Here is a 23,424-nt window from a genome sequence, read left to right as displayed (position 1 = left end):
TTTCATTGATTCAACGCACGCCATGTCAATCCAGTGGTTCCCCGGTCACATGACTTCCGCCCGCAAGAAGGCGTCGGAAAGCATGGAGCGCATCGACGTGGTCATCGAAGTGCTCGACGCCCGCCTGCCGGAAGCGAGCAGCAACCCCATGATCCGCGAGATCCGCCAGCACCGGCAGCGTCCCTGCCTCAAGGTGCTCAACAAGGCCGATCTCGCCGACCCCGACGTCACCGCCCAGTGGCTGGCGTATTTCAACGCCCAGAAGGGTGTCAAGGCGGTGGCCCTGTCCTGCAAGAAGCCCTCCGACGTGGCCAAGATCACCGGCTTCTGCAAGCCCCTGGCGCCCCACCGCAACGACCGCCTCAAGCCTTTGCGCATGATGATCATGGGCATCCCCAACGTCGGCAAATCCACGCTGATGAACGCCCTGCTCAAAAAGCGCGTGTGCAAGGTCGGCGACGAGCCGGCGGTCACCAAGAGCCAGCAGATCCTCGACCTGTCGCCCACCATGACCCTCACCGACACCCCGGGCATGATGTGGCCGAAGATCGAGCACGACTCCGACGGCTACATGCTGGCCGCCAGCCACGCCATCGGCCGCAATGCGGTGATCGACGAAGCCGTGGCCAACTTCCTCGGCGACGTGCTGCTGGCCCGCTACCCGGCGCTGGTGGCCAAGCGCTACGGCATTCCGGTGGACGGGCTCGACGGTCCGGCCCTGGTGGAAGCCATCGCCCAGCGTCGCGGCTGCCGTCTCAAGGGCGGCGCCCTCGACCTGGAAAAAGCCTCGCTGATCCTGCTGCAGGACTACCGCGACGGCGCCCTCGGCCGGGTCAGCCTCGAATCCCCCGCCAGCCGTGCCGCCATGGTCGAAGCCCACGCCGCCGCCAAGGCAGCCAAAGCAGCCGAAGCCGCCGATAAGGAAGCCGGCAGGTCCGACGACGAAGCCGAGCTGTAAGGGCCGCCGGGGCGGCTTTCCGCCGCCCGTGCCGTGCCGTTCACTACACCCGCAGCAACACCGTCTTCAGCGGCGGGTTGCCATCGCTGCTGGGGAAATCCTCTTCCGGGGTGATCCACTCCACGTCCCGCACCTCGCGCCCGATCTTGCGGGCGCTGCGCACCAGCTGGTCCACCCACGCGTCACGGTCCACCTGAGCCACGTTGTTGCAGCACACCAGGGTGCCGCCGGGGGCGGCGCACAGCAGCGCCGGCTTGAACAGGGCCGGGTAGTCGTTGATCAGGTCCACCACGCCGAAGGCACTCTTGGCATAGCGCGGCGGGTCCAGGAAGACCAGATCGAAGGCGTGCTTCTCCAGCTGCGGGAAGGGGGGCATGCGCTTGCCGCGCACCAGCTTGGGCTGGCCGATGCCGGAATACTGGCGAAGGGCGGCAAAGGCATCGCTCTTCACGAAGCGCAAGCGGATGGGCAGCTCGTTGAGGCGGGCGTTGGCCTTGCCCACCGACAGGCTGGACTCCGCAAAATCCACATTCACCACGTGCGCCGCGCCGGCCTTGGCCGCCGCCACGCCGACGCCGCAGGTGTAGGCAAACACGTTCAGCAGCGACTTGCCCGGCGCTTCCGCCATCACCCGCCGGCGGGCTGCCCGCAGGTCCAGGAACAGCCACGGGTCCTGCCCCTGGTGGCGCGCCTGCACGGTGTACTTCACACCCAGCTCAGAAAACTCCCGCAGGGCTTCGGCTTTGGCCAGGCGCTCGGGCGGCAGCGGGTTGGCAATGCGCGAATTGGCGTGGCTGCGGTTGTTGTAGACCACGTCCACGCCGGGCAGCACGCTGGTGTAGAAGGCTTCGACCTCGCTCTCCTCGTCGTCGCTCAGGGGCGAGTGGAAGCTCTGCACCAGCACCAGGCTGCCGTAGCGGTCCACGGTCAGGCCCGGCCGGCCTTCGACGGTTCCGTGAAACAGCCGGTACGCATCGGTGCCCTCGGCAAGAAGGCGCGCCATCAGGGCCTCGCGGGCCTGGAAGGCGGCGTTCAGTGATGTGACCAGAGAGGTGGTCAGGGGGCTCGGTGTGGCCATGGAAACTCGGCTTTCTGAATTGAAGTACGGGATGAAATGCGGCTTGCGGGTTCGGGCCTAGAGCCCGAAAAACTCGCGGATCTTGCGCCCGAGCGCGGCGACGTCGGAGGGCGGGCTGCTGTTGCCCGCGGGCTGTCCATTGGCATGGCCCTGCTCCAGCGCCTGGAAGTGGGCCATGCGCTGCTGCAGGATACCGGTAACGCCTTCGGCGATCTCGGGCCGGGCGCGGATGATGTGCTCGAAACCCGCCTTGTCGAGGCGGTAGGCCTCCACGTCGGACACGGCGATCACCGTGGCGCGGCGGGGCGCGCCGGTCATCAGGCCCAGCTCGCCGAACACGCTGCCCGGGCCACGCCGCTCCAGCAGGCGCTGCGGGCTGCCGTCGGGCGGTTGCCACCAGGCCTCCGCCTCGCCGCTCACGATGATGTACAGCCAGTGGGCGATGGCGCCCTGGCGGGTCACGATGTCGCCTTCGGCAAAGGGCGCGTTCACCAGCCGGCCGGCCAGCTCCAGCTGCTCGGCCTCGGACAGGCGGGAGAACAGGTCGATGCGCGAGATTGCCTGCAGGCGGCGGTTCAGCTCGCGGGCCCGCACCTCTTCCCGGTGGGCCTCGCCCTCCTGCACCAGGTGGATGGTCTGATCGCTCACCGCCAGGCGGATCCCCTCCCGTTGCAGCGCGGCCAGCAGGTGGTGGCGCACATCCGAGTCGGTCAGCTCGTCCGGGCCCGGGTCCATCAGCCAGTAACGCAACTGGTAACGCGCAAATCCCTGCCCGAAGTCCATCAGCAGGCACTGGGGAGGAGGCACAAGGCTCAGGTTGGGGATGCGCGCCGTCTGCACGTCCTGCAGCACCGCGGTGGTGACCCGTGACGGAGGCACCGACAGATCCACATTGAAGCTGATCGAGCGGCGCTGCAGCGGCACCGACTGGCGCTTGTTGCAGATCACCGAATAACGGTTCTTCATCAGGTGGCTGTTGGGAATCACCACCCGTTCGCCATTGCGGGTCACGATGGCGGTGTAGCGCCACTGGATATCGCTCACCCGGCCCGCCACATCGCCCATCTGGATCCAGTCGCCGATCTCCAGCGAGTTGTCCATCTGCAGCGCCAGGCCTCCGAGCAGATTACCCAGCGTGTCCTGCATCGAGATTGCCACAACCGCGGTCAGCACTGCCGACGTGGCAAACAGGTGCGAAAACTCCATCCCCGCCAGGTTGAGGCGCAGGAAGCCCCAGGCCACATAGCCGACAATCACCAGGATGTCGGCCAGGATGCCCGAGATATGCACCCGCATCCGTGGCGTCACCACATTGAAGAGCGCCAGGCCCAGGTAGCGGATCACCGCCAGCCCCTCGCCAAACACCGCCAGCTCGCGCAGCCAGCGCAAAACGCCAGGCTGCAGCTGGCCATGCAACAGGCCGGCCAGCAGGTCGCCGGCGAGGCACACGATGAAGAACACCCCGGTATTCACCAGCGAGCGGCGCCAGGCGCGCAGCGGGCCGAAGATCAGCGCCGCGCCCGCCAGCATCAGCAGGATGGCAAAGGGGGCTTCTGGACTCAGGTAGGGAATCTGCATGGCAGCGGGCCGGAGCGGCCCCGAAAGCGTCGTCAGGAAAGGCTTAACGGATCGCGCCCGCCCGAATGAAGGGGCGGGCGCTGCTTACCGTATTACGCAAGAGCAGGTGGGTCAGAGCGCCGCGCGCAGACGGGCGGCCATCTCGTCGAGGGCTTCGCGGGGTGGGGCGCTGGCCTGCCAGAACGGCAGCAGCTTGTCGTCGGTGAAGCGCGGCAGCACATGCAGGTGGAAGTGGAAGACCGTCTGCCCGCCGGCCACCTCGTTGGCCTGGAAGATGGTGGTGCCATCGCAGCCGGTGACCTCCTTCACCGCCCGGGCCACCCGCGTGGTGGCCTGGAACACCGCCGCCGCCAGGGTGTCGTCCAGGCCGTAGAGGTTCTCCACGTGGGGCTTGGCGATCACCAGTACATGGCCAGGGTGGGCCGCCACGATGTTCAGAAAGGCCAGCGTGTGCTCATCCTCATAAACCTTCGAGGCAGGCAGCTCGCCGCGCACGATGCGGCAGAAAACGCAGTCATCCATGGGTGTCTCCGATTGTGGTGGGTCGTTATTCTTGCTGGCGGCCCGCCAGGGCGCGCGCCAGGTTGTAATCATCCTGCCAGCGGCGGCGCTCAGGGTCCGACAGCGCGTAGCGCCGGCTCTCGTCCGGCGACTGGGCCTGGAAGCTCTCAAGGGTCCGCTGCAGCAGCTCATGGTGCGGCAACATGGCCCCGAAGAACAGCACGCTGTCATGGCGCTGGATCAGCACGGTCGGAAAGTTCTCCACATCGTAGTCATCCACCAGCTCCGCGTCGTCCTCCACATCCACCCACATGAAGCGGGCCCCCGGGAAACGTGCCGCCATGGCCTCGAAGCCTGCCTGGTAGTCGCGGCAGGTGCCGCACCAGGCGGCGCACAGGCAGGCAACAAGAAATTCGGGCGGCTCGGGCTGCAGGCTTATGGACGGCAGGCTCATGGACTCGACGATTCGGACGGGGCGGGCCCGGAGGATACGGTGCCAGGCGCCGCAGCGCCAGGGGCCTCGGCGGGCGGGGCGCTCAAGGCCACCCACATCAACCACTGTCCGCACGCATTGCGCGGCCCCCGCCGGCTGCTGCCATGCCACGGACCCTCCTGGCACGGGCCGCGGTCATTGTCCTCGTCGTAATCCACCGTCCCCGGCTCCACGCCAGGCGTGCGCAAGCCGCCCCAGCGATTGCAGCTGAGGCAGCGGCGACGGTCGATGGACTGGCTGGCCATCAATGCAAGGCCCTTTCCGGGAGCGCTGAAGGTAATACGGACTCCCGGGATTGTAAGGGGTTCCCCCCTGCATGAGCGCTAGTCGGCGTACTTGATCGAGCAGCCGTAGGGCTTGGTGCTGGCGTGGGCCAGCTTGCGGCCGGCGCCGAGGTCGTTGAAGGCGAGCTTCACGTAGTTGTCGGCCTTGGCGATGTCGGCCTTGCTGGCCGACGCAATGCTGTCGATGCCGCCCTTGTAGACCAGCTGGCCGGCCGGGTCGACGATGAAGATGTGAGGCGTGGTCTGGGCGCCGTAGGCCTTGCCGATGCGGCCGTCGGGGTCGAGCACCACGGCGGTGGGGGCGGCCTCGCGGAAGCTGTTGATCTTGAGGGCGGCCGGGCCTTCCACGTGGCCCTGCTTGCCGGGCGCCGAGGAGATGACCTGCAGCCACACCACGCCCTTGCCGGTGAATTCCTTCTGCAACTGCGGGATGTTGCCGCTCTCGTAGTGCTTCACGACAAAGGGGCATTCGTGGTTGGTCCATTCCAGCACCACGGTCTTGCCCTTGTAGGCGGCCAGGCTGACGGTCTTGCCGTCGGCCCCGGGGGCGCTGAAGGCGGGGGCGGGCTGGCCGATTTCGGCCGCGGCGAAGGCGGGACTGGCGGCCAGGGCGGAGCCGGCGGTCAGGGCCAGGCTGGTGGCGATCAGGCGGCGGCGGAGGACGGGGGCGAAGGACATCGGGTGTTACTCCTTGGCAAGGGATGAAGAGGGGGGCGAAGAGAGGGACTGCACGGCAGCGTGATCGATGGCGGCCAGCACGCTGGCGGGGGTGAGCAGCTGGGGCAGCACCTGCACGGCGGCCTTGTCACTCGAGCCGGCCGGGTAGAGCAGGTAGAGGGGCACGCCGCTGCGGCCGAAGTCGGCCAAGTGCGCCGAGATCTGCGGGTCCTTGTTGGTCCAGTCGCCCTTCAGGTAGGTGATGCCGGCCTTGTGGAAGGCGGCCTCGACGTCCGGGCTGGAGAGGGCGAGCTTCTCGTTGGCCAGGCAGGTGATGCACCAGGCGGCGGTGAAGTTCACGAAGACCGGTTTGCCCTCGGCCCGCAGGGCGTCGAAGCGGGCCTTGCTATAGGGCTCCCAGACCTGGCCGGCGAGGGGCGCGGCGCTGGCGGCGCGGGCGTTGTCGCCACTCACGCCCAGGTAGCCGCCGCCGAGGGCCGCCGTCAGGGCGAGCATGGCCAGGCCGCGGCCGCCATGCCGGGCCAGGGGGCGGGCGCCATGGCTGTGATGGGTCAGCCAGGCCGCAAAGGCGATCGCCAGCATGCCGCCGAGGGCGATGGCGATGGCGTTGGGGCCGGCCTGCTGGGCCAGCACCCATACCAGCCAGACGGCGGCGCCATACATGGGGAAGGCGAGACCCTCCTTGAGGCGCTCCATCCAGGCGCCGGGGCGCGGCAGCAGGCGCTGCAGGGCGGGCCAGAAGGACAGCAGCAGGTAGGGCAGGGCGAGGCCCAGGCCGAGGCTCAGGAACACGGCCAGCAGCACCGGCGCGGGCTGGGCCAGGGCAAAGCCGAGGGCGGCGCCCATGAAGGGGGCGGTGCACGGGGTGGCGACCACGCTGGCCAGCACGCCGGTGAAGAAGCTGCCGGCGTAGCCGGGCTTGCCGGCAAGGCCGGCGCCCACGCCGGCGGCGGCCGCGCCGAAACTGATCAGGCCCGACAGGCTGAGCCCGACGGCGAACATCAGGTAGGCCACGCCGAGCACGAAGACCGGCGACTGGAACTGGAAGCCCCAGCCCACCTCGCTGCCACCGGCCTTGAGGGCCAGCAGCACGCCGGCCAGCAGGCTGAAGCTGGCGAGCACGCCGGCGGTGTAGGCGAGGCCCTGCAGCCGGGTTTCCCGCGGGGCCTGGTGGGCGTGGCGGAGCAGCGACAAGGCCTTGATGGACAGCACCGGGAAGACGCAGGGCATCAGGTTGAGGATGAGGCCGCCGAGCAGGGCGAAGAGCAGGGCGGCGCCCAGTTGCAGGCTGTCGTCCGCGCCGGGGGCGGTGGCGGTGGCACCCGGCGCCGCAGCGGGGGCGGGGAGCGCCGTGTCGAGGCTGCCGGGCGGGGCGGCGGCGACTTCCGCGGTGATCTGGAAGTCATGCCGCCGGCCGGCGGCGTCGTGCAGGCTGAGGATGCCGGCCACGGTTTCGCCGACTGCGGGTGGGGCTTCACCGGGGGCGAAGCGCAGGCTGAACCGGTCGCCCTCCAGGCTCATGGGCTGGGGCGTGGCGTGCTGGGTCTTGCCCCACTCGGCGGCATAGAACCAGGCCTCCACCGGCTGCAGGGCGGCCAGCGCGGGGCTGTCGGCGGCGAGGCGCAGGCCGCCGGGGCCTTTCTCCAGCTGCACGGGCCAGGGGCTGGCGGCGGGCAGGGCGGCAACGGCCTTGTCGATCAGCGGGTTGCCTGTCTGGCGCGGCGTGCCGGCGGCGATGACGGGCAGCTCGAGGCTGAGCTCGACCTGTTCGGGAATACACACCTCGTTGCACACCAGCCAGTCGACGGTGGCCTTGACCGGGAAGCGGGCGCCCGGCTTGAGATCGGCTGGAACATGGAGGGTGCTGATCAGGGTGACTTCGCCAGCGTAGCCATAGTTGCTGACCGGGCCGATGGTGAAGCGGCTGGGGGCCGGCCATTCGATGGCGTCGGCGCGGGCTCCGTCGGGCAAGGTCCAGGCGATCCGGGTCGGCAGGCCGGAGTCACCCGGGTTGAGCCAGTAGGTGTGCCAGTGGGGAGCGATGCGCTGGCGCAGGCCCAGCCGGATCGTTTCGCCGGGCTGTACGGCGCTGGCCGGCGCCAGCAGTTCGGCCTTGACGTGGGGTGTCTCGGCCGTGGCACCGGCCGCCGTCGCGAGGGGCGTCAGGCTGGCGAGCAGCAGGCCGGCGGTCAGAACGAAGGGGCGGGTGCGCTGGGTCATGCGGGATTCCTCAGTGGCCGGCTCCGTGGAGCCGGCGGAGTGGGGGCGGGGTCAGTCGGCGGCGAAGCAGTAGAAGTAGCCGGCGCCGCCGGTGCTCACCAGGTTCTCCTGGCTGCAGCCACGGCTGTCGTGGGTGGAGTTCCACGACACGTTGCCGCCGGTGGCGCCGCGGTTGGTGCGGTCCGAATGGCCGACCCGCACCGAGCCTTCGCCGCTGCTCGTGTAGTTCCTGCAGGTGTGGTCGGCGGCGTCGGCGTAGGCGGTGCCGTCGGGCCTGGAGCCGGTGATCACGTCGTGCTCGTTGGGGGTCTCGCCGACGCCCTTGATCGGGTTGCCCTTCTCGGTCAGGGCGGTGGTGCGATGCAGGTTGCTGCCAAGCTGGCCGAGTTCGACCGTGTCGCCGTGCAGGTGGGCCACACTGTTGGCGACGATGGCACCCTTGGCGTTGGCCCACGGGCCCTTGCCGATGCGGTCGCGGGCGTTCACGGCGGGCTGGCCGCCGCTGGCCTGGGTGCTCAGGTAGGCGCGCCAGCTGCGATTGCCGGCGCCGGCGGAGGCCGCCAGCTTCTGGCAGTGGGCGTCGGCACCGGCCAGGCCGCCCAGGTCGGCACCCTTGCCGACGCCGGTGCTGGTCACGAAGAAGCCCAGCGGCGGGGGCGGTGCGGCGGGCGCGGCGGCTTGCTGGGCGAAGGCGCCGGTGGCGCCGAGCAGGAGTACGCCGGCAAGAAACGTACGGGTCATCATGGTGTTCCTTGGGTTGGTGTTGTGGTGGATTGGTTCAGGCGGGCAGGGCCGCCGGCTGCCGGGCAGCGCAGCAAAAAAAACCCCGGGGTGCCCCCCGGGGAAAGGTGCCGAGGAGTGTTGGCGACTCGGAACGTGGAACCTTGGCCTCCGGGCCGGTGCATGCGCCCGGAGGTGGGGTGTGGCACCGGGGGGCTCAGAGCTTCCCGGTGAACATCACGCCGACCCAGCGGGGCACGGCGGGGCCGTAGCTGTTCCAGCTCTTGGACACGGGCGTGCTGTCGCCGAAGGCGTTCTTGACCAGCAGGCTCACGTCGTAGGATTTGTCCAGCTTGCCCAGGCCGATGGCCAGGTCGGTGGTGCTGTAGTCCGGGATCCAGGCATAGCTGGACAGCGAATTGTCGGAGTTGAAGCGGCTGTAGTAGGCGGTGTTGAAGCTGGCGTGGAACTCCTTGTCGCCGAAGGCCGGCTTGCGATAGTCGGCACCGATGTTGAAGGTCCACTTGGAGGCGCCGGGCAGGGTCTTGCCGGTCAGGTCCTTGTAGGCCGGGGCGCCGCTGTAGTTGTCTTCGTTGGGCAGGGCGGCGTTGGGGAAGTCCTTGTACTTGGCGTCGTTGTAGGCGCCGGCGAAGCGGACGGTGATGTTGCGGATGCCGGCATACACGCCATCCACCTCGATGCCCTTGGCTTCCACCTTGGGCACGTTGCCGGTGGCCGCGGTGTAGTAGTTGGTGCCGTCGGCGTTGAGGTTGGTGGTGTATTGGTCGAGTACGCGCACCGACTGCTGGTAGTCGCGGATCTTGGTCAGGTAGAGGGCCGAGTTGAGGATCAGGGTCTTGTCGAGCAGGGCGGACTTCAGGCCCACCTCGAAGGAGTTGGTCTTTTCGGCCTTGACCAGGTTGGAGTAGCCGTTGGTGAGCTGGGAGATCCCGGCCTTCTCACCGTACTGCCAGGAGATGTAGCCGGTCTGGTTGGGGTTGAACTTGTAGGACGGGCTGACCACGAAGGCCGGCTGGGTGTCGCGGAAGGATTCGGCCTTGGTCTGGTTGAACAGCACGCCCATCTGCGAGGCGCGGATGGCCTTGGCGTCGGCCACCTGGCGCTTCTGGTCGGCGGTCAGGCTGGCGTAGGCGGCACCCGGGTTGTTCGGGTTGATGGCCACGCCGAAGTACTTGTTGGCCACCTTGTCGGCCACCGACAGCTGGGCGGCGGAGTTGCTGGCGCCCAGCACGCCGGAGCTGTTGGAGGCGAAGCCGCCCAGCTGCACGCCATTGACGGCGACCGGGTTGAGTTCGGTGCCGTTGCCGTAGTCGCGGACGAAGCTGGAGCCGACGTTGCTGCGGTCCTCGCGGGTCAGGCGGATGCCGGTGGTGAGGGTCAGCGGCTCGCTGAGGTGCCAGTTGGCCTGGGCGAAGAGCGCGGAGCTCTTGTTCTTGATGCTCTGCAGGCCGGTCGGCGAGTTGTAGGCCATGCTCAGACGGTCCAGCGAGTTCTGCATCAGCAGCTGGCCGGCGGAGCTGGTGTTGAGGCGGTTGTACTGGGCGGTGCTGGCGAACCAGGCGCCGGCATCGTTACCCCATTCCCGCTGGTACTCGGAGCTGTTGCTGACGTTGATGACGTACAGACCGGCCTGGTAGTCCACGAAGCCGCCGGTCTTGGAGCTGAGCCGCAGTTCCTGGCTGCGCTGGGAGTAGTCGTTCCAGAAGCCGCCCGAATTGCGCTGGATGTCGAAGGGCGTGCCTTCGTCGTTCACCGCATTGAAGTGATAGTCCTTGTAGGCGGTGATGGAGGTCAGGGTGTGGTTGCCGACGTTCCAGTTCAGCTCCAGCGAGGCGCCGCGGCTGCCGGTGACGAGGGGACGTGCGGTGTCCACATTGACCGAGTTGCGGCCGCCGCCATAGAGGTAGTCGCGGGCGTAGCTGTAGTTGCCCTGCTGGGTGAACCAGGAGCGGCCGAGGCGGGTCGAGGCGTCGGTGCCGAGGGCGTTGGTGGAGCCGTTGGAGTAGCGGGTCGGCGTCGGGGTGTTGATGGTGCGGCCGTTGGTGTATTCGCCGGCACGCGGTTGCAGCTCGAGCGCCAGGCGGGCGTTGAAGTCGGCGCTGGGGGTCAGCAGGAACTGCACGCGGCCGGAGACGCGGTCGATGTTCTGGTAGCTCTGGTCCCGGTTGTCCAGGTTGCGGATGTCGCCCTCGCCGCGGTCCACCACGAAGGCGCCGCGCCAGGCCAGCAGGTCGTCCACGATCGGGCCGCCGGCGGCGAGCTTGCCGATCACCCGGTCGTTCTGGCCGAGGGTCAGCGAGTAGTCGGCGCTGGGGGTGAAGGAGGGCTTGCGGGTGGTGATGTTGATGACGCCCAGGCTGGTGTTCTTGCCGAGCAGGGTGCCCTGGGGGCCACGGGTGACTTCGACGGCCTCGATGTCGTGGTAGTTGAAGCTGGAGGTGAGGGCGTTGTAGGCGTAGTTAACGCCGTCCACGATCACGCCGACGCTGGGGTCCTGGGCTTCGGTCTGGCTCTGCTTGCCGATGCCGCGGATGGACAGGCTGGAGGTGCGCTGGTTGCCCTGGTTCCAGGAGATGTTGCCGAGACGCTGGCTGATCGACTTGATGTCATCGGCGCCGGTGCGGTCGAGCTCGCGGCCGGTGACCACGGAGACCGACAGGGGGACGTCCTGCAGGCGCTCGATGCGGTTGCGCGAGCGGATCACCACGGAGTCGAGGGCCACGGCCTCTTCCGGCGCTGCCGCGGTGGCTGTGGCGGGTTCGGCCTGGGTGGCGGCAGGCACCGGGGTGCCCTGCTTGCGGGCCAGGTCCTGCTGGGCCTGGTCGAGGGCCTGTCTCAGGCGGGCCACTTCGGCCTGCAGTTCGGCGGCGGATTTTTCCTGGGCCTGGACGCCACCCGCAGCAAGGAGGGCGACGGTCGCCACGGCGGCGGCGAAGGGGCTCAGACGAAACTGGCGGGCTTCATGGGTGCGGGTCTGGCGGACCGCCCGATGGGTATTTTTGTGGCTCATGACGAGACTTTCCTGTTTGAGATTCCGTCACTTCCTTGGGCAATCCCCATGCCACGCCCCCGGAAAGGCTTATACGGATTTCAGGATTTCTTATTCGGAGGAATTATTCCCTGCCAAAACAGGATGTTCGGAAAAGGTTCCGGTGAGCCCCGGCGCCTGTTCAGGCGGATGGCATGCGGCCGTGGCGGAGCCGCCGGACATCCGCTGCGGGCCGGGCTGCTGCCCTCGCAGCAGTTGCGGGGGCAGACTGTTTGATGCGCCGCAGCGATCCGCCCCGGGCGGGGCGGATCGGCCTGCAGGTGAAGCTCAGAGCCGGCCGCTGAAGACGATGCCGTACCAGCGGGGGTAGGGGTAGGGCGTGTAGCTGGCCCAGCCCTTCTCATGGGCGGTGTCGTTGAACGCGTTCTTGGCGACAAAGGTCACGTCGTAACTGCCCTTGTGATGGCCCAGCCCGATGGCCAGGTCGGTGGTGGCGTGGTCCGGCACCCAGGCGTAGCTGGAGATCAGTTCATCGGTGTTGGTCTTGCCGATGTAGGCGGTGGTGAAGCTGGCGTGGAAGACCTTGTCACCCAGCACCGGCCTCCGGTATTCGCCGCTGAGGTTGGCCGTCCAGAAGGGGGCCTCGCCCAAGCGGTCGCCGCTGCGGTCGATGAAGGGATTGGACAGGTAGGCCAGCTCCGACGGCTTGCCGGCGTTCTTGAAGTCCTTGTAGCGGGCGTCGTTGTAGGACGCCGCCACCCGGAAGCTGGTGAAGGGGATGCCGTTGTAGGCGGCGTCCACTTCGACACCGGACACCTGCACCTTGGCCACGTTGCCCTGGATGCTGGTGTAGGCCGTGGGGTTGGCGATGCCGTTCCGGATGTTGTCCTGGGTGGCGAAGTCATCCACCGCGACCACCGTCTGCTGGTAGTTCTTGATGTCCATCAGGAAGACATCGGCATTGAGGGTCAGGGTCTTGTTGAGCAGGAAGGTCTTGACGCCCAGTTCATAGGCGTTGGTGCGCTCCGGCTTGACGGTGGTGGGGATGCCGTTCACCACCAGGGCGGCGCCCGACTTCTCGCCGTACTGCCAGCTGGCGTAGGCGGTGATGTCGTCGTTGATCCTGTACTTCGGGCTCAGTACCGCGGAGTGCAGCTGATCCTTGTAGTCGCTGCGCACCTGGTTGACCAGGGTGCCGATCTGCGAGGCGCGGACGGCCTTGGCGGCGGCCACCTGGGCCTTCTGGGCGGCGCTCAGCTCGGCATAGGTGGCAACACCGTAATACTTCTGTGCGATCGAGTTGGCCTGGGCCAGCTGGGCGGCGCTGTTGCTGCCGACCAGGTTGCCGGCGGTACCGTTGGCCACGTTGGCCGTGGTGTAGGCCACCGAGTTGAAGCCGCCCAGGGAGGTGCTGCCGCCGCTGCCGTCCACCCGCACCGAGACCGGGTTGAGCGCCGCGCCGTAGCCCAGGTTGCGCAGGCTGTTGAGCTGGGTGGTGGAGCGGGCCTCGGTGCCGATGCGCAGGCCGGCGGTGACGGTCAGGTTGTCGGTGAGGTGGAGGTTGGCCTGGCCGTAGATCGCCTTGCTGAAGGTCTTGACGTACTGCTCGCCCCATTTGTAGAGGCCGCTCAGGGCATCGGTGGCCAGCGAGCGGCCGGCGCCGACGTTGGTGCCGGCGCTGCCCACCAGGGTGGCGTACTGGGCGTTGTTGGCAAACCAGGCTCCGGCATCGGCACCGTAGCTGGAGCGGGACTCGATCTCGTCCTCGGTGCGCATCAGGAACAGGCCGGTCTGGTAGTCCACGAGCTTGCTGGGCTTGCCGGTGAGGCGGACTTCCTGGGTGGTCTGGTTGTAGAAGACGCTGCCGCCGCCCAGCTTGCTGATGTCGAAAGGGGTACCTTCGTCGTTGCGGGCCTGGAAGCTGTATTGGCGGAAGCCGGTGATGGAGGTCAGCGTGTGGGTGTCATTGAGGTTGTAGTTGAGCTCCGCCACCGCCCCGTTGCTGGAAGCGAGCTGGCCCTGGGTCTCGTTCTGGTAGACCCGGCCGTCACGCACCACGCTGTTGATGAAGGTGTTGTAGTTGAAGCTGCGGTTGGCGAACCAGCTGCGATTCAGGCGCGAGCGGCTGCCGGTGCCGCTGGGGTCCACCAGGCTGCCATTGGCGTAGCGCAGGGGGACTTCGGTGAAGTTGGTCAGGCCGTTCTGCAGTTGGGCGGCGCGGGGCTGGATGTCCAGGCTCAGCTTGGCGTTGAAGTCCGCCGAGGGCGTCAGCAGGAACTGGGTGCGGGCGCTGACCCGGTTGCGGTTGTACATGGTGTCCAGTTCCTTGCCGGTATCGTCGCCCACCGTGTAGTAACCGCGCTGGTTATTGACCACGAATGAACCGCGCCATGCCAGCAGATCGTCGACGATCGGGCCGCCGAGGGCGCCCTTCAGCAGTACGGTCTCGCGCTGGCCGTAGGTGAGCTCCAGGTCGGCGCTGGGGGCGAAGGATGGCCCCTTGCTGTTGATGGTGATGGCACCGGCACTGGCGCCCTTGCCCTGCAGCGTCCCCTGGGGGCCGCGGGCCACTTCCACCGACTGCACGTCATAGAAGTCGAAATTGCCGAGCTGGGCGAGCCCGTAGGGGACACCGTCGACGATCAGGCCGACGCTGGGATCCTGGGTCTCGGTGAAACCGCGGCGGCCCAGCCCGCGGACCGACAGGGACGAGCCGCGGGTGTTGTTCTGGTTGAAGGTGATGTTGCCGAGGCGCTTGGTGATGGCCTCGAAGTCGGAGGCCTGCTCCCGGGCCAGTTCGCTGCCGGAGACAACCGAAATGGACACCGGCACGTCGTGGAGCTTCTCGAGCTGGCGCCGGCTGCGCACCACCACCGAGTCGAGGGTCTGGGTGGCAGGGGCCGTCTCCACGATCTCTTCCCGGGCCGCGGCCGGCACCTGGGTGGCGGTCGGTGCAGGCGTATTGCCGCGGCTCCGTTCCAGTTCACGTTTCAGGTTCTGGATTTCTGCATTGGCCTTCTGCAGGTCGGCCTGCAGTTCGGCCGCCGACCGGGATTCCTGCGCGTGCATGGCGCCGGACGCGCCGAGGGCAAGGCCGGCTACGAGAATTGAAATGGGCCGAATGCGGAAGGGGCGGGCTGAACGCTTGTTTTCTTTTCGGATGGAGGTCATGGCTTTTCTGGTCGAGGAACAAAACGGGTGTTGTCCTGAATAGCATCAGGCGTGCCATGGCTTATCCGGATCCGGAGTGTGCGATTTTCGGCGCTATTCGGAATTCCGCGATGCCTGTCTCCGGAGAAACCACTTTGCAATCAAGGTATATATTCAAATTCGGAAATTCATATGTGATTCCGGATGGGTGGTGGGTTGCGTTCAATCCTGATTGCGCTGTGAACAGAATTGAACATGACGTCGGGGTTGACGAATCTATTGACCAGGAAATGAGCGGGTGAATAGGAAATGGCGGGTTTGATGGCTGGACAGCAGGTTTGCGGGCTGATCAGCAGAATGGTCCGCTGCCCTGCACGCGGTGCAGCATGGTGTTTGCTGGCGTGCAATCGGGCTGGCGGCGCCAGGTTGCCGGTGATAATTGTTAAGTCGATGAAATCGTTGGATTAGTTTGTGTTTTTTTGGGTTTTGGAGGGGCTGGCACGATAGCTGCGAAAGGTATGACGCTGTACCTGTCCGCTCCCTGGTCTCCGGGAGGGGCGGGCTGCCCGGATTGCTTTTTGTTTTGCCATGGAATGGTGGAATTTGCCGGCCCTTGTCGGGGGGCGGAAAGGAAGCCTGATCAATCGTGTTTCAGGGAGTCAGTTGATGCTTGTCAGAAAAGGTGTGTATATCGCGGTGATGCTGGCGGTGACGTCATCGGTCATTGGTGCGGAAACGGACAGCAAGCCCGCGGCGGCCAAAGCTGCGGTGCCGAATGGCTGGGCCTATCAGCCGGTGAAGGCGCCGGAATTGCCGGCCGTGAAGCAGGGTAAATGGGTGCGTACCCCGATCGACGCCTTCGTGCTGGCCCGCCTGGAAGAGAAGGGCATCAAGCCGTCGCCGGAAGCCGACCGCTCCACCTTCATCCGGCGCGCCACCCTGGATGCCTGGGGCCTGCTGCCGACGCCGGAGGAGGTCAAGGCCTTCGTCGATGACAAGTCCCCGAATGCCTACGAGAAACTGGTGGACCGCCTGCTGGCCTCCCATCACTTCGGCGAGCGCCAGGCCCGCCGCTGGCTGGACCTGGCCCGTTATGCGGACAGCTCCGGCTTCCAGAACGATGCCACCCGCCCGAACAACTGGCGCTATCGCGATTACGTGATCAAGGCCTTCAATGAAGACAAGCCCTTTGACCGCTTCATCAAGGAGCAGGTGGCGGGCGATGAACTGTGGCCCGAAAGCCAGGAGGCCAGGATCGCCACCGGCTTCCTGGGCGGCTATCCGGATAACGCCAATTCCCGCGACCTGGTGCAGCGCAAATACCAGATCACCACCGACATCACCGACACCATCGGTGAGACCTTCCTGGCGTCCACCACCGGTTGCGCCCGCTGCCACAACCATAAATCGGACAAGCTGAGCCAGAAGGAATACTTCCAGCTCCAGGCCTTCTTCGCCAATACCGCCTTCGACCAGCGCCGTGCGCTGGACAAGGGAACCGAGACGGCATGGGACAAGAAATTCGCCGAGCAGCAGGCCAAGTATCGCGAAGCGACCAAGGAAATCCGCGACAAGCAGGCGGCCGTGCTGGCGCCCTATAAGGAAGCCGGCATCAAATACCAGAAAGAGCGCTACCTGACCGACAGCCGCGAGTCGATCTTCAAGCCCGAGAAGGAATGGAATGCGCTCGATCGCTGGGTGAACTTCCGCCACAAGAGCGTCTTCAATCCGGACACCGACACCGCCGGTTATCTGCGCCTGACCGCCGAGAACAAGGATCACGCCGACCATACGCCCGACCGCATCACCGCCTGGAAGGAATACCAGAAGCTGCAGGCCGAATTGCGCAAGTTCGATAACCTGCGTCCCTTGAGCGGCTCGGTCAATATCACCACTGCAGTTGAACTGGGTACGGATTCGCCGCCGACCTTCGTGCGTTTCGGCGGTATCCACGAGCGTCCCACCGAGGAAGTCCAGCCGGGGATTCCCGCCCTGTGGGGAGGTGACAAGGTCAGCATCACGCCCACCGCCAATTCCTCCGGCCGCCGTTCGGCGCTGGCCGGCTGGCTGGCCAGCGCCAACAATCCGCTGACGGCGCGCGTGTATGTGAACCGGGTGTGGAGCCAGTACTTCGACAAGGGCATCGTCGGTACGCCGGCTGACTTCGGCCGTGCCGGCGAGAAGCCGACCCACCCCGAGCTGCTCGACTACCTGGCCGGCAACTTCGTCAAGAATGGCTGGAGCGTGAAGAAACTGCAGCGCGAGATCCTGCTCTCCAGCGTCTATCGCCAGGCTTCCGACGAGCGCCAGGACGTGGTCAAGGTGGATCCGAAGAACGAGCTGCTGGCGGTCTATCCGCGCAAACGCCTCGAGGCCGAGGAGATCCGCGATGCGCTGCTGTATGCGTCAGGCCAGCTGACCGACGTGGTCGGTGGTCCCTCGGTGTTCCCGCCGATCGCCAAGGTGCTGGAGAACGGCCAGGCCGACTTCGACGGCAACCGTCAATGGACCGTCTCCAAGGACAAGGCCGACTGGAATCGTCGCAGCATCTACATCTTCAGCCGTCGCAGCCTGCCTTACCCGCTGCTGCAGAACTTCGACCCGGCCAATCCTTCCCAGGCGCATCACAAGCGTGACGTGACCACCACGCCGCTGCAGGCCCTGACCCTGTTCAACAGCGACATCGTGGTGAATTGGTCGCAGGCCCTGGCCGGCCGGATCATCAACGAAGCCGGCAAGGACGAGTCCGCCCAATTGAGCCGCCTGTACCAGATCCTCTTTGCCCGTGAGCCGAACAAGACCGAAAAGGCCGCGCTGAAGGCCTTCCTGGCGAAGGAAGAAGGCGTGGTCCAGAAGAAGGTTGCCGCCGGCAAATTCGAGGCCGCCGTGCCGAGCGGCCTGAAGGATCCGTCCGTCATCAATCCGGTGCGCGGCGCGGCCTTCGTGGATCTGGTGCACACCGTCGCCAATTCCAGCGATTTCGCTTACCGCTTCTGACCAACCCCAATTACTCGAAATAAGGAAAAAACATCATGAGTATCAATCGTCGAGACTTTCTTCTCAAAGCCGGGCTGGGTGTGGGGGCCGTCGCCGCGAACGGCTTCATCCCGGGGCTGGGCTATATCAATGCCGCCACGGCCGCCGATTTGCTCGACCCCCTGGCGCCCAAGCAGCCGCATTTCCCGGGCAAGGTGAAATCCGTGATCTGGCTCCACCAGAACGGCGCGCCTTCCACCATCGACCTGTATGACTACAAGCCGGAGCTGGCCAAGCTGGCCGGCCAGCCGGTGCCGGCGTCCTTCCTGAAGGGCATCAAGACCTCCACCCAGGGCGGCGTGAACAAGCTGTTCTATTCCAACCAGCGGACCTTCAAGCAATACGGCGAGAGTGGGGCGTGGTTCTCCAACCTGCTGCCCAACCTGGCCCAGCAGGCGGACAAGATCGCCTTCATCAAGTCCAGCGTGACGGTGGGGGCGACCCACGACATCTCGATCCTCAAGCTCAACACCGGCGACCTGAATCCGGGCCGTCCGTCCCTGGGCGCCTGGGTGAATTACGCACTCGGCTCGTTGAACCCGGATCTGCCGTCCTATGTGGTGCTGTACAACGGCGAGCAGGAGCCCAGCGCCGGCTCGGTGAACTGGAGCTCCGGCTTCCTGCCGGCGGTGTATCAGGGCACCGCTTTCCGCCCCAGCGATTCGCCCATCCTCTACCTGGAGCGCCCGGAGCTGCGTTCGGCCGACCAACAGCGGGCCTCGCTGGACCTGCTCAAGCAGCTCAACCGGCTGGGCGGCGATCGCCGGCCGGCGGACACCGAGCTGCGCGCCCGCCTCGAGTCCTACGAGCTGGCCGACCGCATGCAGCGGGCGGCGCCGGAGGCGGTGGATCTGTCCAAGGAGTCCGAGGCCACCCTCAAGCTCTACGGCATCGATGATCCGACCAGCGAGAGCTACGGCAAGGTGCTGCTGCGGGCCCGTCGCCTGGTGGAGCGGGGCGTCCGCTTCGTGCAGGTGGTGTCCGGCTATCCCGGCAACGTGTCTGACCAGGAACGCCGCAGCTGGGATGCCCACAGCGACCTCGACGGCAACCACGCCACCCAGGCGCGCATGGTGGACAAGCCCATCGCCGGCCTGCTGGCCGACCTGAAGACCCTGGGTCTGCTCGACTCGACCCTGGTGGTGTGGGCCTCCGAGTTCTCCCGCACGCCGTGGGGCGAAAGCGGCACCGGCCGCGACCACAACCCGTGGGGCTACACCCAGTGGGTCGCCGGCGGCGGCGTCAAGGCCGGCTTCACCTACGGCGAGACCGATGAGCTGGGCGTGCAGGTGGCCGACAAGGACAAGGCCGTGGATACCTACGACCTGCATGCCACCGTGCTGCACCTGCTGGGCCTCGACCACCTCAAGACCACCTTCATCAACAACGGCCGCTCCGAGCGCCCGACGGTGGTGTACGGCAAGGTCGTCAAGGAACTGCTGGCCTGATCCGGGCGTGGGCTGCGCTCCCCGTCCGGGGGCGCAGCCTGCAGACCCACAGAGAGCAGCCGCGCCGCGCGCGGCTGTCAGACCCACAAGAAATCCTGATAAAGGGACCGCCCGAATGAAACGTCTCATCCTGCCCGGCCTGCTCCTGTCGGCCGTGCTGGCCAGCCCCGCCCATGCAGCCCTCAACGAGGGTGACAAGGCGCCCGAGTTCACCGCCCAGGCCTCACTGGCCGGCAAGGCCTTCAACTATTCCTTCAGGGAGGCGCTGAAGAAGGGGCCGGTGGTGGTGTATTTCTACCCGTCCGCCTACACCGGCGGCTGCAACCTGCAGGCCCACACCTTCGCCGAGAACATCGACAAGTTTGCTGCGGCCGGCGCCACCGTGATCGGCGTGTCGCTGGACAGCATCAAGCGCCTCAATGCCTTCTCGGCCGACCCCGAGTTCTGCGCCGGCAAGCTGGCGGTGGCCTCCGACCCGGACGGAAGGATCGCCCGCGCCTTCGATCTGGCGGTCAGCGACATCCCCGCCGGGCGCAAGGACACCCGGGGCGAAGAGATCGACCATGGCCGGGTGGACCGGGTCAGCTTCGTGATCAAGCCCGACGGCAAGGTCGCCGCCACCATCGGCGGTGTGGCACCGGTTGCCAATGTGGAGAAGGCCCTCGAAACCGTGACGCGTCTCGCGTCCGCCCGACGCTGAGGCTTGCCGTCTGATGTTCTGGTCGCGCAAGACCCCGGGGCTGTCCCGGGGGAGGGGAGGTGTGATCCTGATGCTGCTGGTGGCCTGTCTGTCCGGGCCGGTGCTGGGGCAGGCCGTCAAGGCCAAGGGCAAGGTGCAGGCGACCGGGGGGCCGGCCCCGGTCGCAGCCCTTCCGCTCAAGGGTGATCCGGTGGCGGGCGCGCGCAAGTCGGACGAGGAGCGCTGCCAGGAGTGCCACGGCGCGGATGGCCATGGCTTCGGCCAGAGCGCCAGCTCCGAGGGGCGCCATCCCAAGCTGGCCGGCCAGCCGGCGGAGTACATCGTCAAGCAGATCGCCGACTTCCGCAGCGGGGCCCGCAAACATGACGTGATGACCCTGATGGCGCGCACCGTGGAGCCGGCCGACATCCTGGATATCGCCGCCTACTTCGCCAGCCAAAAACCGATGAAGGGAGAGGGGGCGGCGGGCAATCCGCTGGGGCGCCGTCTGTACGAGAGCGGCGACGCGGCCCGGGGAGTGGATGCCTGCATCGCCTGCCACGGTCCGGCGGGGCAGGGCATCGCCGGACTGGGGGCCGCTGCGCCACGGATCGGCGGGCAGGAATGGCGTTACCTGGAGAAGCAGCTTCTCGACTGGCGCAGCGGCGAGCGCCGCAACAGCCGGGACGGTGTCATGAACCGGGTGACCCGTGGGCTGAGCGATGAGGAGCTCCGCGCCCTCACGGATTACCTCGCGGCACAACCCTGAGGTCGTCCGTGCGGTGCTGTCGGCCCGCTGTTGGCAGTGCAGCATTGGCGTTGCTGCGCGTGCTGACGTGGCAACAGCTGCTGCTCTCCGGTCACCCCCGGGTGGGGCTCCGCGGGTGCCCCGTGCCTGATGGACGGTGATTTTTAAGTGGTTGATAAATAAATTTGTTTCTGATTTAAGTTATGCACTTGTTATGACTTCTTCCGTGGGCGGCATGGATTCTGCTGTGGTAAGCATCGAGCCGAGTCGCCTTTCGCACCGGCTGACCCGCATGCAGATTCGATGCGCCGTGGCCCTGAGGCTCCGGCCGCAGTTGAAGGAGTTGAAACGATGAAGAGAAAAGCAGCCTACCTGGCCGTGGTCTGGAGCCTTGTCGGGGTGATGGGCCTCGAGTCCGTGGCGGTCGTTGCCGCCGAAACTTCCGACGCCGGCGAGGCCAGGCCGGCCCGCGCCGCCCAGGGCCAGCAGCACTGGGCCTATCAGCCGGTGGCCCGTCCGGCGACCCCGGCCGTCAAGGACGCCAAGTGGGTGCGCTCGCCGATTGACGCCCTGGTCCTGGCCCAGCTGGAGTCCAAGGGCATCAAGCCCTCCGCCGATGCCGACCGCGCCACCCTGATCCGCCGCGTCACCCTGGATACCTGGGGCATCATCCCGACCCCGGAAGAGGTCAAGGCCTTCGTCAATGACAAGTCTCCCCAGGCCTACGAAAAGCTGGTGGACCGCCTGCTCGCCTCGCCCCGCTACGGCGAGCGCTGGGGCCGCCGCTGGCTCGACCTGACCCGCCACGCCGACAGCGACGGCTACAACACCGACGGCACCCGGCCCAACATGTGGCGTTATCGCGACTACGTGATCAACGCCTTCAACGCCGACAAGCCCTACGACGTCTTCATCAAGGAACAACTGGCCGGCGACGAGCTGTGGCCGGAGCGCAAGGACGCCCTGGTGGCCACCGGCTTCCTGCGCAACTTCCCGGACGAGATCAACGCCCGCGACCTGAACCTGAAGAAGCAGGAGATCGCCAACGACCTGACCGACACGGTCAGCTCGGTGTTCCTGGCCACCACGGCCAACTGCGCCCAGTGCCACAACCACAAGTTCGACAAGTTCACCCAGAAGGAGTACTACCAGCTCCAGGCCTACTTCGTGAACACCAGCTTCCGGGACGACGTGACCCCGCTGTCCGGCAAGGAACTGAGCGAGTTCTCGAGCAAGCTGGCCAAGTGGGAAGAGGCGACCAAGGACATCCGCGCCAAGCAGGATGCCCTGCTCAAGCCCTATATCGAGAAGGCCGAGGCCGACCGCCTGCTGGGCTTCGTGCCGGAGACCCGCGAGTCCATCAACAAGCCCGAGAAGGAACGCAACGCCTACGACCGCTGGATCTACCACCGCAACCTGTGGACCATGTCCGGCCGCACCCGCAACGCGGCCAACCAGATGAAGGAGAAGGACAAGACCCAGTACGCGGAGTACGAGAAGGTGGTGGCCGAGCTGAAGAAGTTCGACGAGCTCAAGCCGAAGGACCCGGGCAACATCTCCACCGCCACCGAGCTGGGCCACAACGACTCGCCGCCCACCTACGTGCTCTTCAAGGGCATCTACGACCGCAAGCTGGATGAAGTCCAGCCCGGCCTGCCGGCAGCCCTGTCCGGCGGCGAGGCACCGAAGATCGTGGCCACGGCCACCTCGTCCGGCCGCCGCACCGCCATCGCCAACTGGATCGCCAGCCCGTCCAACCCGCTGACCGCCCGGGTCTTTGCCAACCGCGTGTGGAACCAGTACTTCGGCCGCGGCCTGGTGGACACGGTCAACGACTTCGGCAAGATGGGCCAGAAGCCGGTCAATCCGGCCCTGCTCGACTACCTGGCCGACAGCTTCGTCAAGAACGGCTGGAGCGTGAAGAAGCTGCAGAAGGAAATCCTGCTGTCCAGCGTCTACCGCCAGTCCTCCGACCACCGCGAGGAGCTGGTCAGCGTCGACCCCGAGAACAAGCTGCTGGCCTACTTCCCGCGTCAGCGTCTCGACGCCGAGCAGATCCGCGACTCGCTGCTGTACGCCGCCGGCCTGCTGGAAGAGAAGGTGGGCGGCCCCTCGGTGTACCCGCCGGTGCCGGCCAACTTCGACAACCGCAACGCCTGGAAGGTCTCCGACAGCCTGGCCGAGCAGCATCGCCGCAGCGCCTACATCTTCATCCGCCGCAACACGCCCTATCCGCTGCTCGACACCTTTGACTGGGCCAACCCCCAGCTGGTGCATGGCCGCCGCGAGGTGACCACCACGGCACCCCAGGCCCTGGCCCTGGCCAACAGCGACCTGGTCTTCGAATGGTCCAAGGCCCTGGCCGGCCGGGTCATCCGCGAAGCCGGCGAGAGCGAGGCCGCGCGCCTCGACCGCCTGTACCAGATCGCCTTCGGCCGCACGCCGGACAAGACCGAGAAGGACAGCCTGCTGGCCTTCCTGGACAAGCAGGAGAAGGTCGTCGCCAACCAGCTCGCCACCGGCAAGAAGGTGGTGGCTCCGGTGGGGGCCAAGGATGCCGGCGCGGTGAAGGAGAAGGTCGACGGCCTGTTCAAGACCCTGTATGGCCGCAGCCCCGACAAGTTCGAGCGGGCCACCCTGCTGTCCTACCTGGACACCCAGCAGGCCAAGGCCGCCAAGACCACGGATGACGACGGCGAAGGCGCCGGCGGTGCCAAGGCCACCGGTCACAAGGACAAAGCCAACCCCGCCCGCAGCGCTGCCTTCGTGGAGCTGGTCCACGCGGTGGTGAACTCCAACGAATTCCTGTATCGCCTGTAAGAACAAACGAGAACAAGGCTGGA

The 23,424-nt window shown here is 66.7% G+C and carries 15 protein-coding genes; 6 read left to right on the top strand and 9 right to left on the bottom strand.

The window, feature by feature from the left end:
* Positions 1–22: 22 nt before the first annotated feature.
* Entirely contained in the window at positions 23–958 is a 936-nt protein-coding gene (gene ylqF / locus HHL15_RS03085; RefSeq protein ID WP_169144364.1) for a ribosome biogenesis GTPase YlqF, read from the top strand.
* A 43-nt stretch (positions 959–1,001) separates the two neighbouring features.
* Here ylqF and HHL15_RS03080 read toward each other — a convergent pair whose 3' ends face one another.
* The 9 genes from HHL15_RS03080 to HHL15_RS03040 form a co-directional block, all read right to left on the bottom strand.
* Complete coding sequence (locus HHL15_RS03080) at positions 1,002–2,036, bottom strand: class I SAM-dependent rRNA methyltransferase (RefSeq protein WP_235943207.1); 1,035 nt, start codon at positions 2,034–2,036, stop codon at positions 1,002–1,004.
* Positions 2,037–2,093: 57 nt separating this feature from the next.
* Positions 2,094–3,614 carry a mechanosensitive ion channel family protein gene (locus HHL15_RS03075; RefSeq protein ID WP_169144363.1) on the bottom strand — a complete coding sequence of 507 codons (1,521 nt, stop codon included), beginning with the start codon at positions 3,612–3,614 and terminating at the stop codon, positions 2,094–2,096.
* 111 nt (positions 3,615–3,725) lie between these two features.
* The gene (locus tag HHL15_RS03070) at positions 3,726–4,136 is read right to left on the bottom strand and encodes an HIT family protein (RefSeq protein WP_169144362.1); all 411 of its coding nucleotides are present in this window, start codon (positions 4,134–4,136) and stop codon (positions 3,726–3,728) included.
* A gap of 25 nt (positions 4,137–4,161) precedes the next feature.
* Positions 4,162–4,569 (bottom strand): thioredoxin family protein, encoded by a 408-nt coding sequence (locus tag HHL15_RS03065; protein WP_169144361.1) that lies wholly within the window; start codon positions 4,567–4,569, stop codon positions 4,162–4,164.
* Between the two features lie 362 nt (positions 4,570–4,931).
* Positions 4,932–5,570 carry a redoxin domain-containing protein gene (locus HHL15_RS03060; RefSeq protein WP_169144360.1) on the bottom strand — a complete coding sequence of 213 codons (639 nt, stop codon included), beginning with the start codon at positions 5,568–5,570 and terminating at the stop codon, positions 4,932–4,934.
* 6 nt (positions 5,571–5,576) lie between these two features.
* Positions 5,577–7,790, bottom strand: a complete 2,214-nt coding sequence (locus HHL15_RS03055; RefSeq protein ID WP_169144359.1) for a protein-disulfide reductase DsbD family protein — start codon at positions 7,788–7,790, stop codon at positions 5,577–5,579.
* 51 nt (positions 7,791–7,841) lie between these two features.
* On the bottom strand, positions 7,842–8,534 hold the full coding sequence (locus HHL15_RS03050; RefSeq protein ID WP_169144358.1) for a lectin: 693 nt from the start codon (positions 8,532–8,534) through the stop codon (positions 7,842–7,844).
* Positions 8,535–8,727: 193 nt separating this feature from the next.
* Complete coding sequence (locus HHL15_RS03045) at positions 8,728–11,541, bottom strand: TonB-dependent receptor (protein ID WP_169144357.1); 2,814 nt, start codon at positions 11,539–11,541, stop codon at positions 8,728–8,730.
* 306 nt (positions 11,542–11,847) lie between these two features.
* Positions 11,848–14,691 carry a TonB-dependent receptor gene (locus HHL15_RS03040; RefSeq protein WP_169144356.1) on the bottom strand — a complete coding sequence of 948 codons (2,844 nt, stop codon included), beginning with the start codon at positions 14,689–14,691 and terminating at the stop codon, positions 11,848–11,850.
* 645 nt (positions 14,692–15,336) lie between these two features.
* Between HHL15_RS03040 and HHL15_RS03035 the strand changes: the two genes are divergently transcribed.
* The 5 genes from HHL15_RS03035 (at position 15,337) to HHL15_RS03015 (ending at position 23,401) form a co-directional block, all read left to right on the top strand.
* Positions 15,337–17,667 carry a DUF1549 and DUF1553 domain-containing protein gene (locus tag HHL15_RS03035; RefSeq protein WP_206198570.1) on the top strand — a complete coding sequence of 777 codons (2,331 nt, stop codon included), beginning with the start codon at positions 15,337–15,339 and terminating at the stop codon, positions 17,665–17,667.
* A 35-nt stretch (positions 17,668–17,702) separates the two neighbouring features.
* Complete coding sequence (locus HHL15_RS03030) at positions 17,703–19,154, top strand: DUF1501 domain-containing protein (RefSeq protein WP_206198569.1); 1,452 nt, start codon at positions 17,703–17,705, stop codon at positions 19,152–19,154.
* Positions 19,155–19,269: 115 nt separating this feature from the next.
* Positions 19,270–19,854, top strand: coding sequence for a peroxiredoxin (locus tag HHL15_RS03025; RefSeq protein ID WP_169144355.1), 585 nt, complete (start codon positions 19,270–19,272; stop codon positions 19,852–19,854).
* A gap of 13 nt (positions 19,855–19,867) precedes the next feature.
* The gene (locus tag HHL15_RS03020; RefSeq protein ID WP_206198568.1) at positions 19,868–20,602 is read left to right on the top strand and encodes a c-type cytochrome; all 735 of its coding nucleotides are present in this window, start codon (positions 19,868–19,870) and stop codon (positions 20,600–20,602) included.
* 330 nt (positions 20,603–20,932) lie between these two features.
* Positions 20,933–23,401, top strand: a complete 2,469-nt coding sequence (locus HHL15_RS03015) for a DUF1549 and DUF1553 domain-containing protein (protein WP_206198567.1) — start codon at positions 20,933–20,935, stop codon at positions 23,399–23,401.
* Positions 23,402–23,424: the final 23 nt, after the last annotated feature.

Origin of the sequence: Zoogloea dura (assembly GCF_012927165.1) — a bacterium.
Classification (GTDB): domain Bacteria; phylum Pseudomonadota; class Gammaproteobacteria; order Burkholderiales; family Rhodocyclaceae; genus Zoogloea; species Zoogloea dura.
Note: the sequence above shows the minus strand (reverse complement) of the source record. Positions and strands in the feature narration are given on the sequence as shown.

Bases quoted from the DNA above. Each gene is read 5' to 3' on its own strand.
- HHL15_RS03040 (WP_169144356.1), bottom strand. From the start codon at position 14,691: ATGACCTCCATCCGAAAAGAAAACAAGCGTTCAGCCCGCCCCTTCCGC.
- HHL15_RS03050 (WP_169144358.1), bottom strand. From the start codon at position 8,534: ATGATGACCCGTACGTTTCTTGCCGGCGTACTCCTGCTCGGCGCCACC.
- ylqF (WP_169144364.1), top strand. From the start codon at position 23: ATGTCAATCCAGTGGTTCCCCGGTCACATGACTTCCGCCCGCAAGAAG.
- HHL15_RS03070 (WP_169144362.1), bottom strand. From the start codon at position 4,136: ATGGATGACTGCGTTTTCTGCCGCATCGTGCGCGGCGAGCTGCCTGCC.
- HHL15_RS03020 (WP_206198568.1), top strand. From the start codon at position 19,868: ATGTTCTGGTCGCGCAAGACCCCGGGGCTGTCCCGGGGGAGGGGAGGT.
- HHL15_RS03030 (WP_206198569.1), top strand. From the start codon at position 17,703: ATGAGTATCAATCGTCGAGACTTTCTTCTCAAAGCCGGGCTGGGTGTG.
- HHL15_RS03060 (WP_169144360.1), bottom strand. From the start codon at position 5,570: ATGTCCTTCGCCCCCGTCCTCCGCCGCCGCCTGATCGCCACCAGCCTG.
- HHL15_RS03045 (WP_169144357.1), bottom strand. From the start codon at position 11,541: ATGAGCCACAAAAATACCCATCGGGCGGTCCGCCAGACCCGCACCCAT.
- HHL15_RS03075 (WP_169144363.1), bottom strand. From the start codon at position 3,614: ATGCAGATTCCCTACCTGAGTCCAGAAGCCCCCTTTGCCATCCTGCTG.
- HHL15_RS03080 (WP_235943207.1), bottom strand. From the start codon at position 2,036: ATGGCCACACCGAGCCCCCTGACCACCTCTCTGGTCACATCACTGAAC.
- HHL15_RS03055 (WP_169144359.1), bottom strand. From the start codon at position 7,790: ATGACCCAGCGCACCCGCCCCTTCGTTCTGACCGCCGGCCTGCTGCTC.
- HHL15_RS03025 (WP_169144355.1), top strand. From the start codon at position 19,270: ATGAAACGTCTCATCCTGCCCGGCCTGCTCCTGTCGGCCGTGCTGGCC.
- HHL15_RS03015 (WP_206198567.1), top strand. From the start codon at position 20,933: ATGAAGAGAAAAGCAGCCTACCTGGCCGTGGTCTGGAGCCTTGTCGGG.
- HHL15_RS03065 (WP_169144361.1), bottom strand. From the start codon at position 4,569: ATGAGCCTGCCGTCCATAAGCCTGCAGCCCGAGCCGCCCGAATTTCTT.
- HHL15_RS03035 (WP_206198570.1), top strand. From the start codon at position 15,337: ATGCTTGTCAGAAAAGGTGTGTATATCGCGGTGATGCTGGCGGTGACG.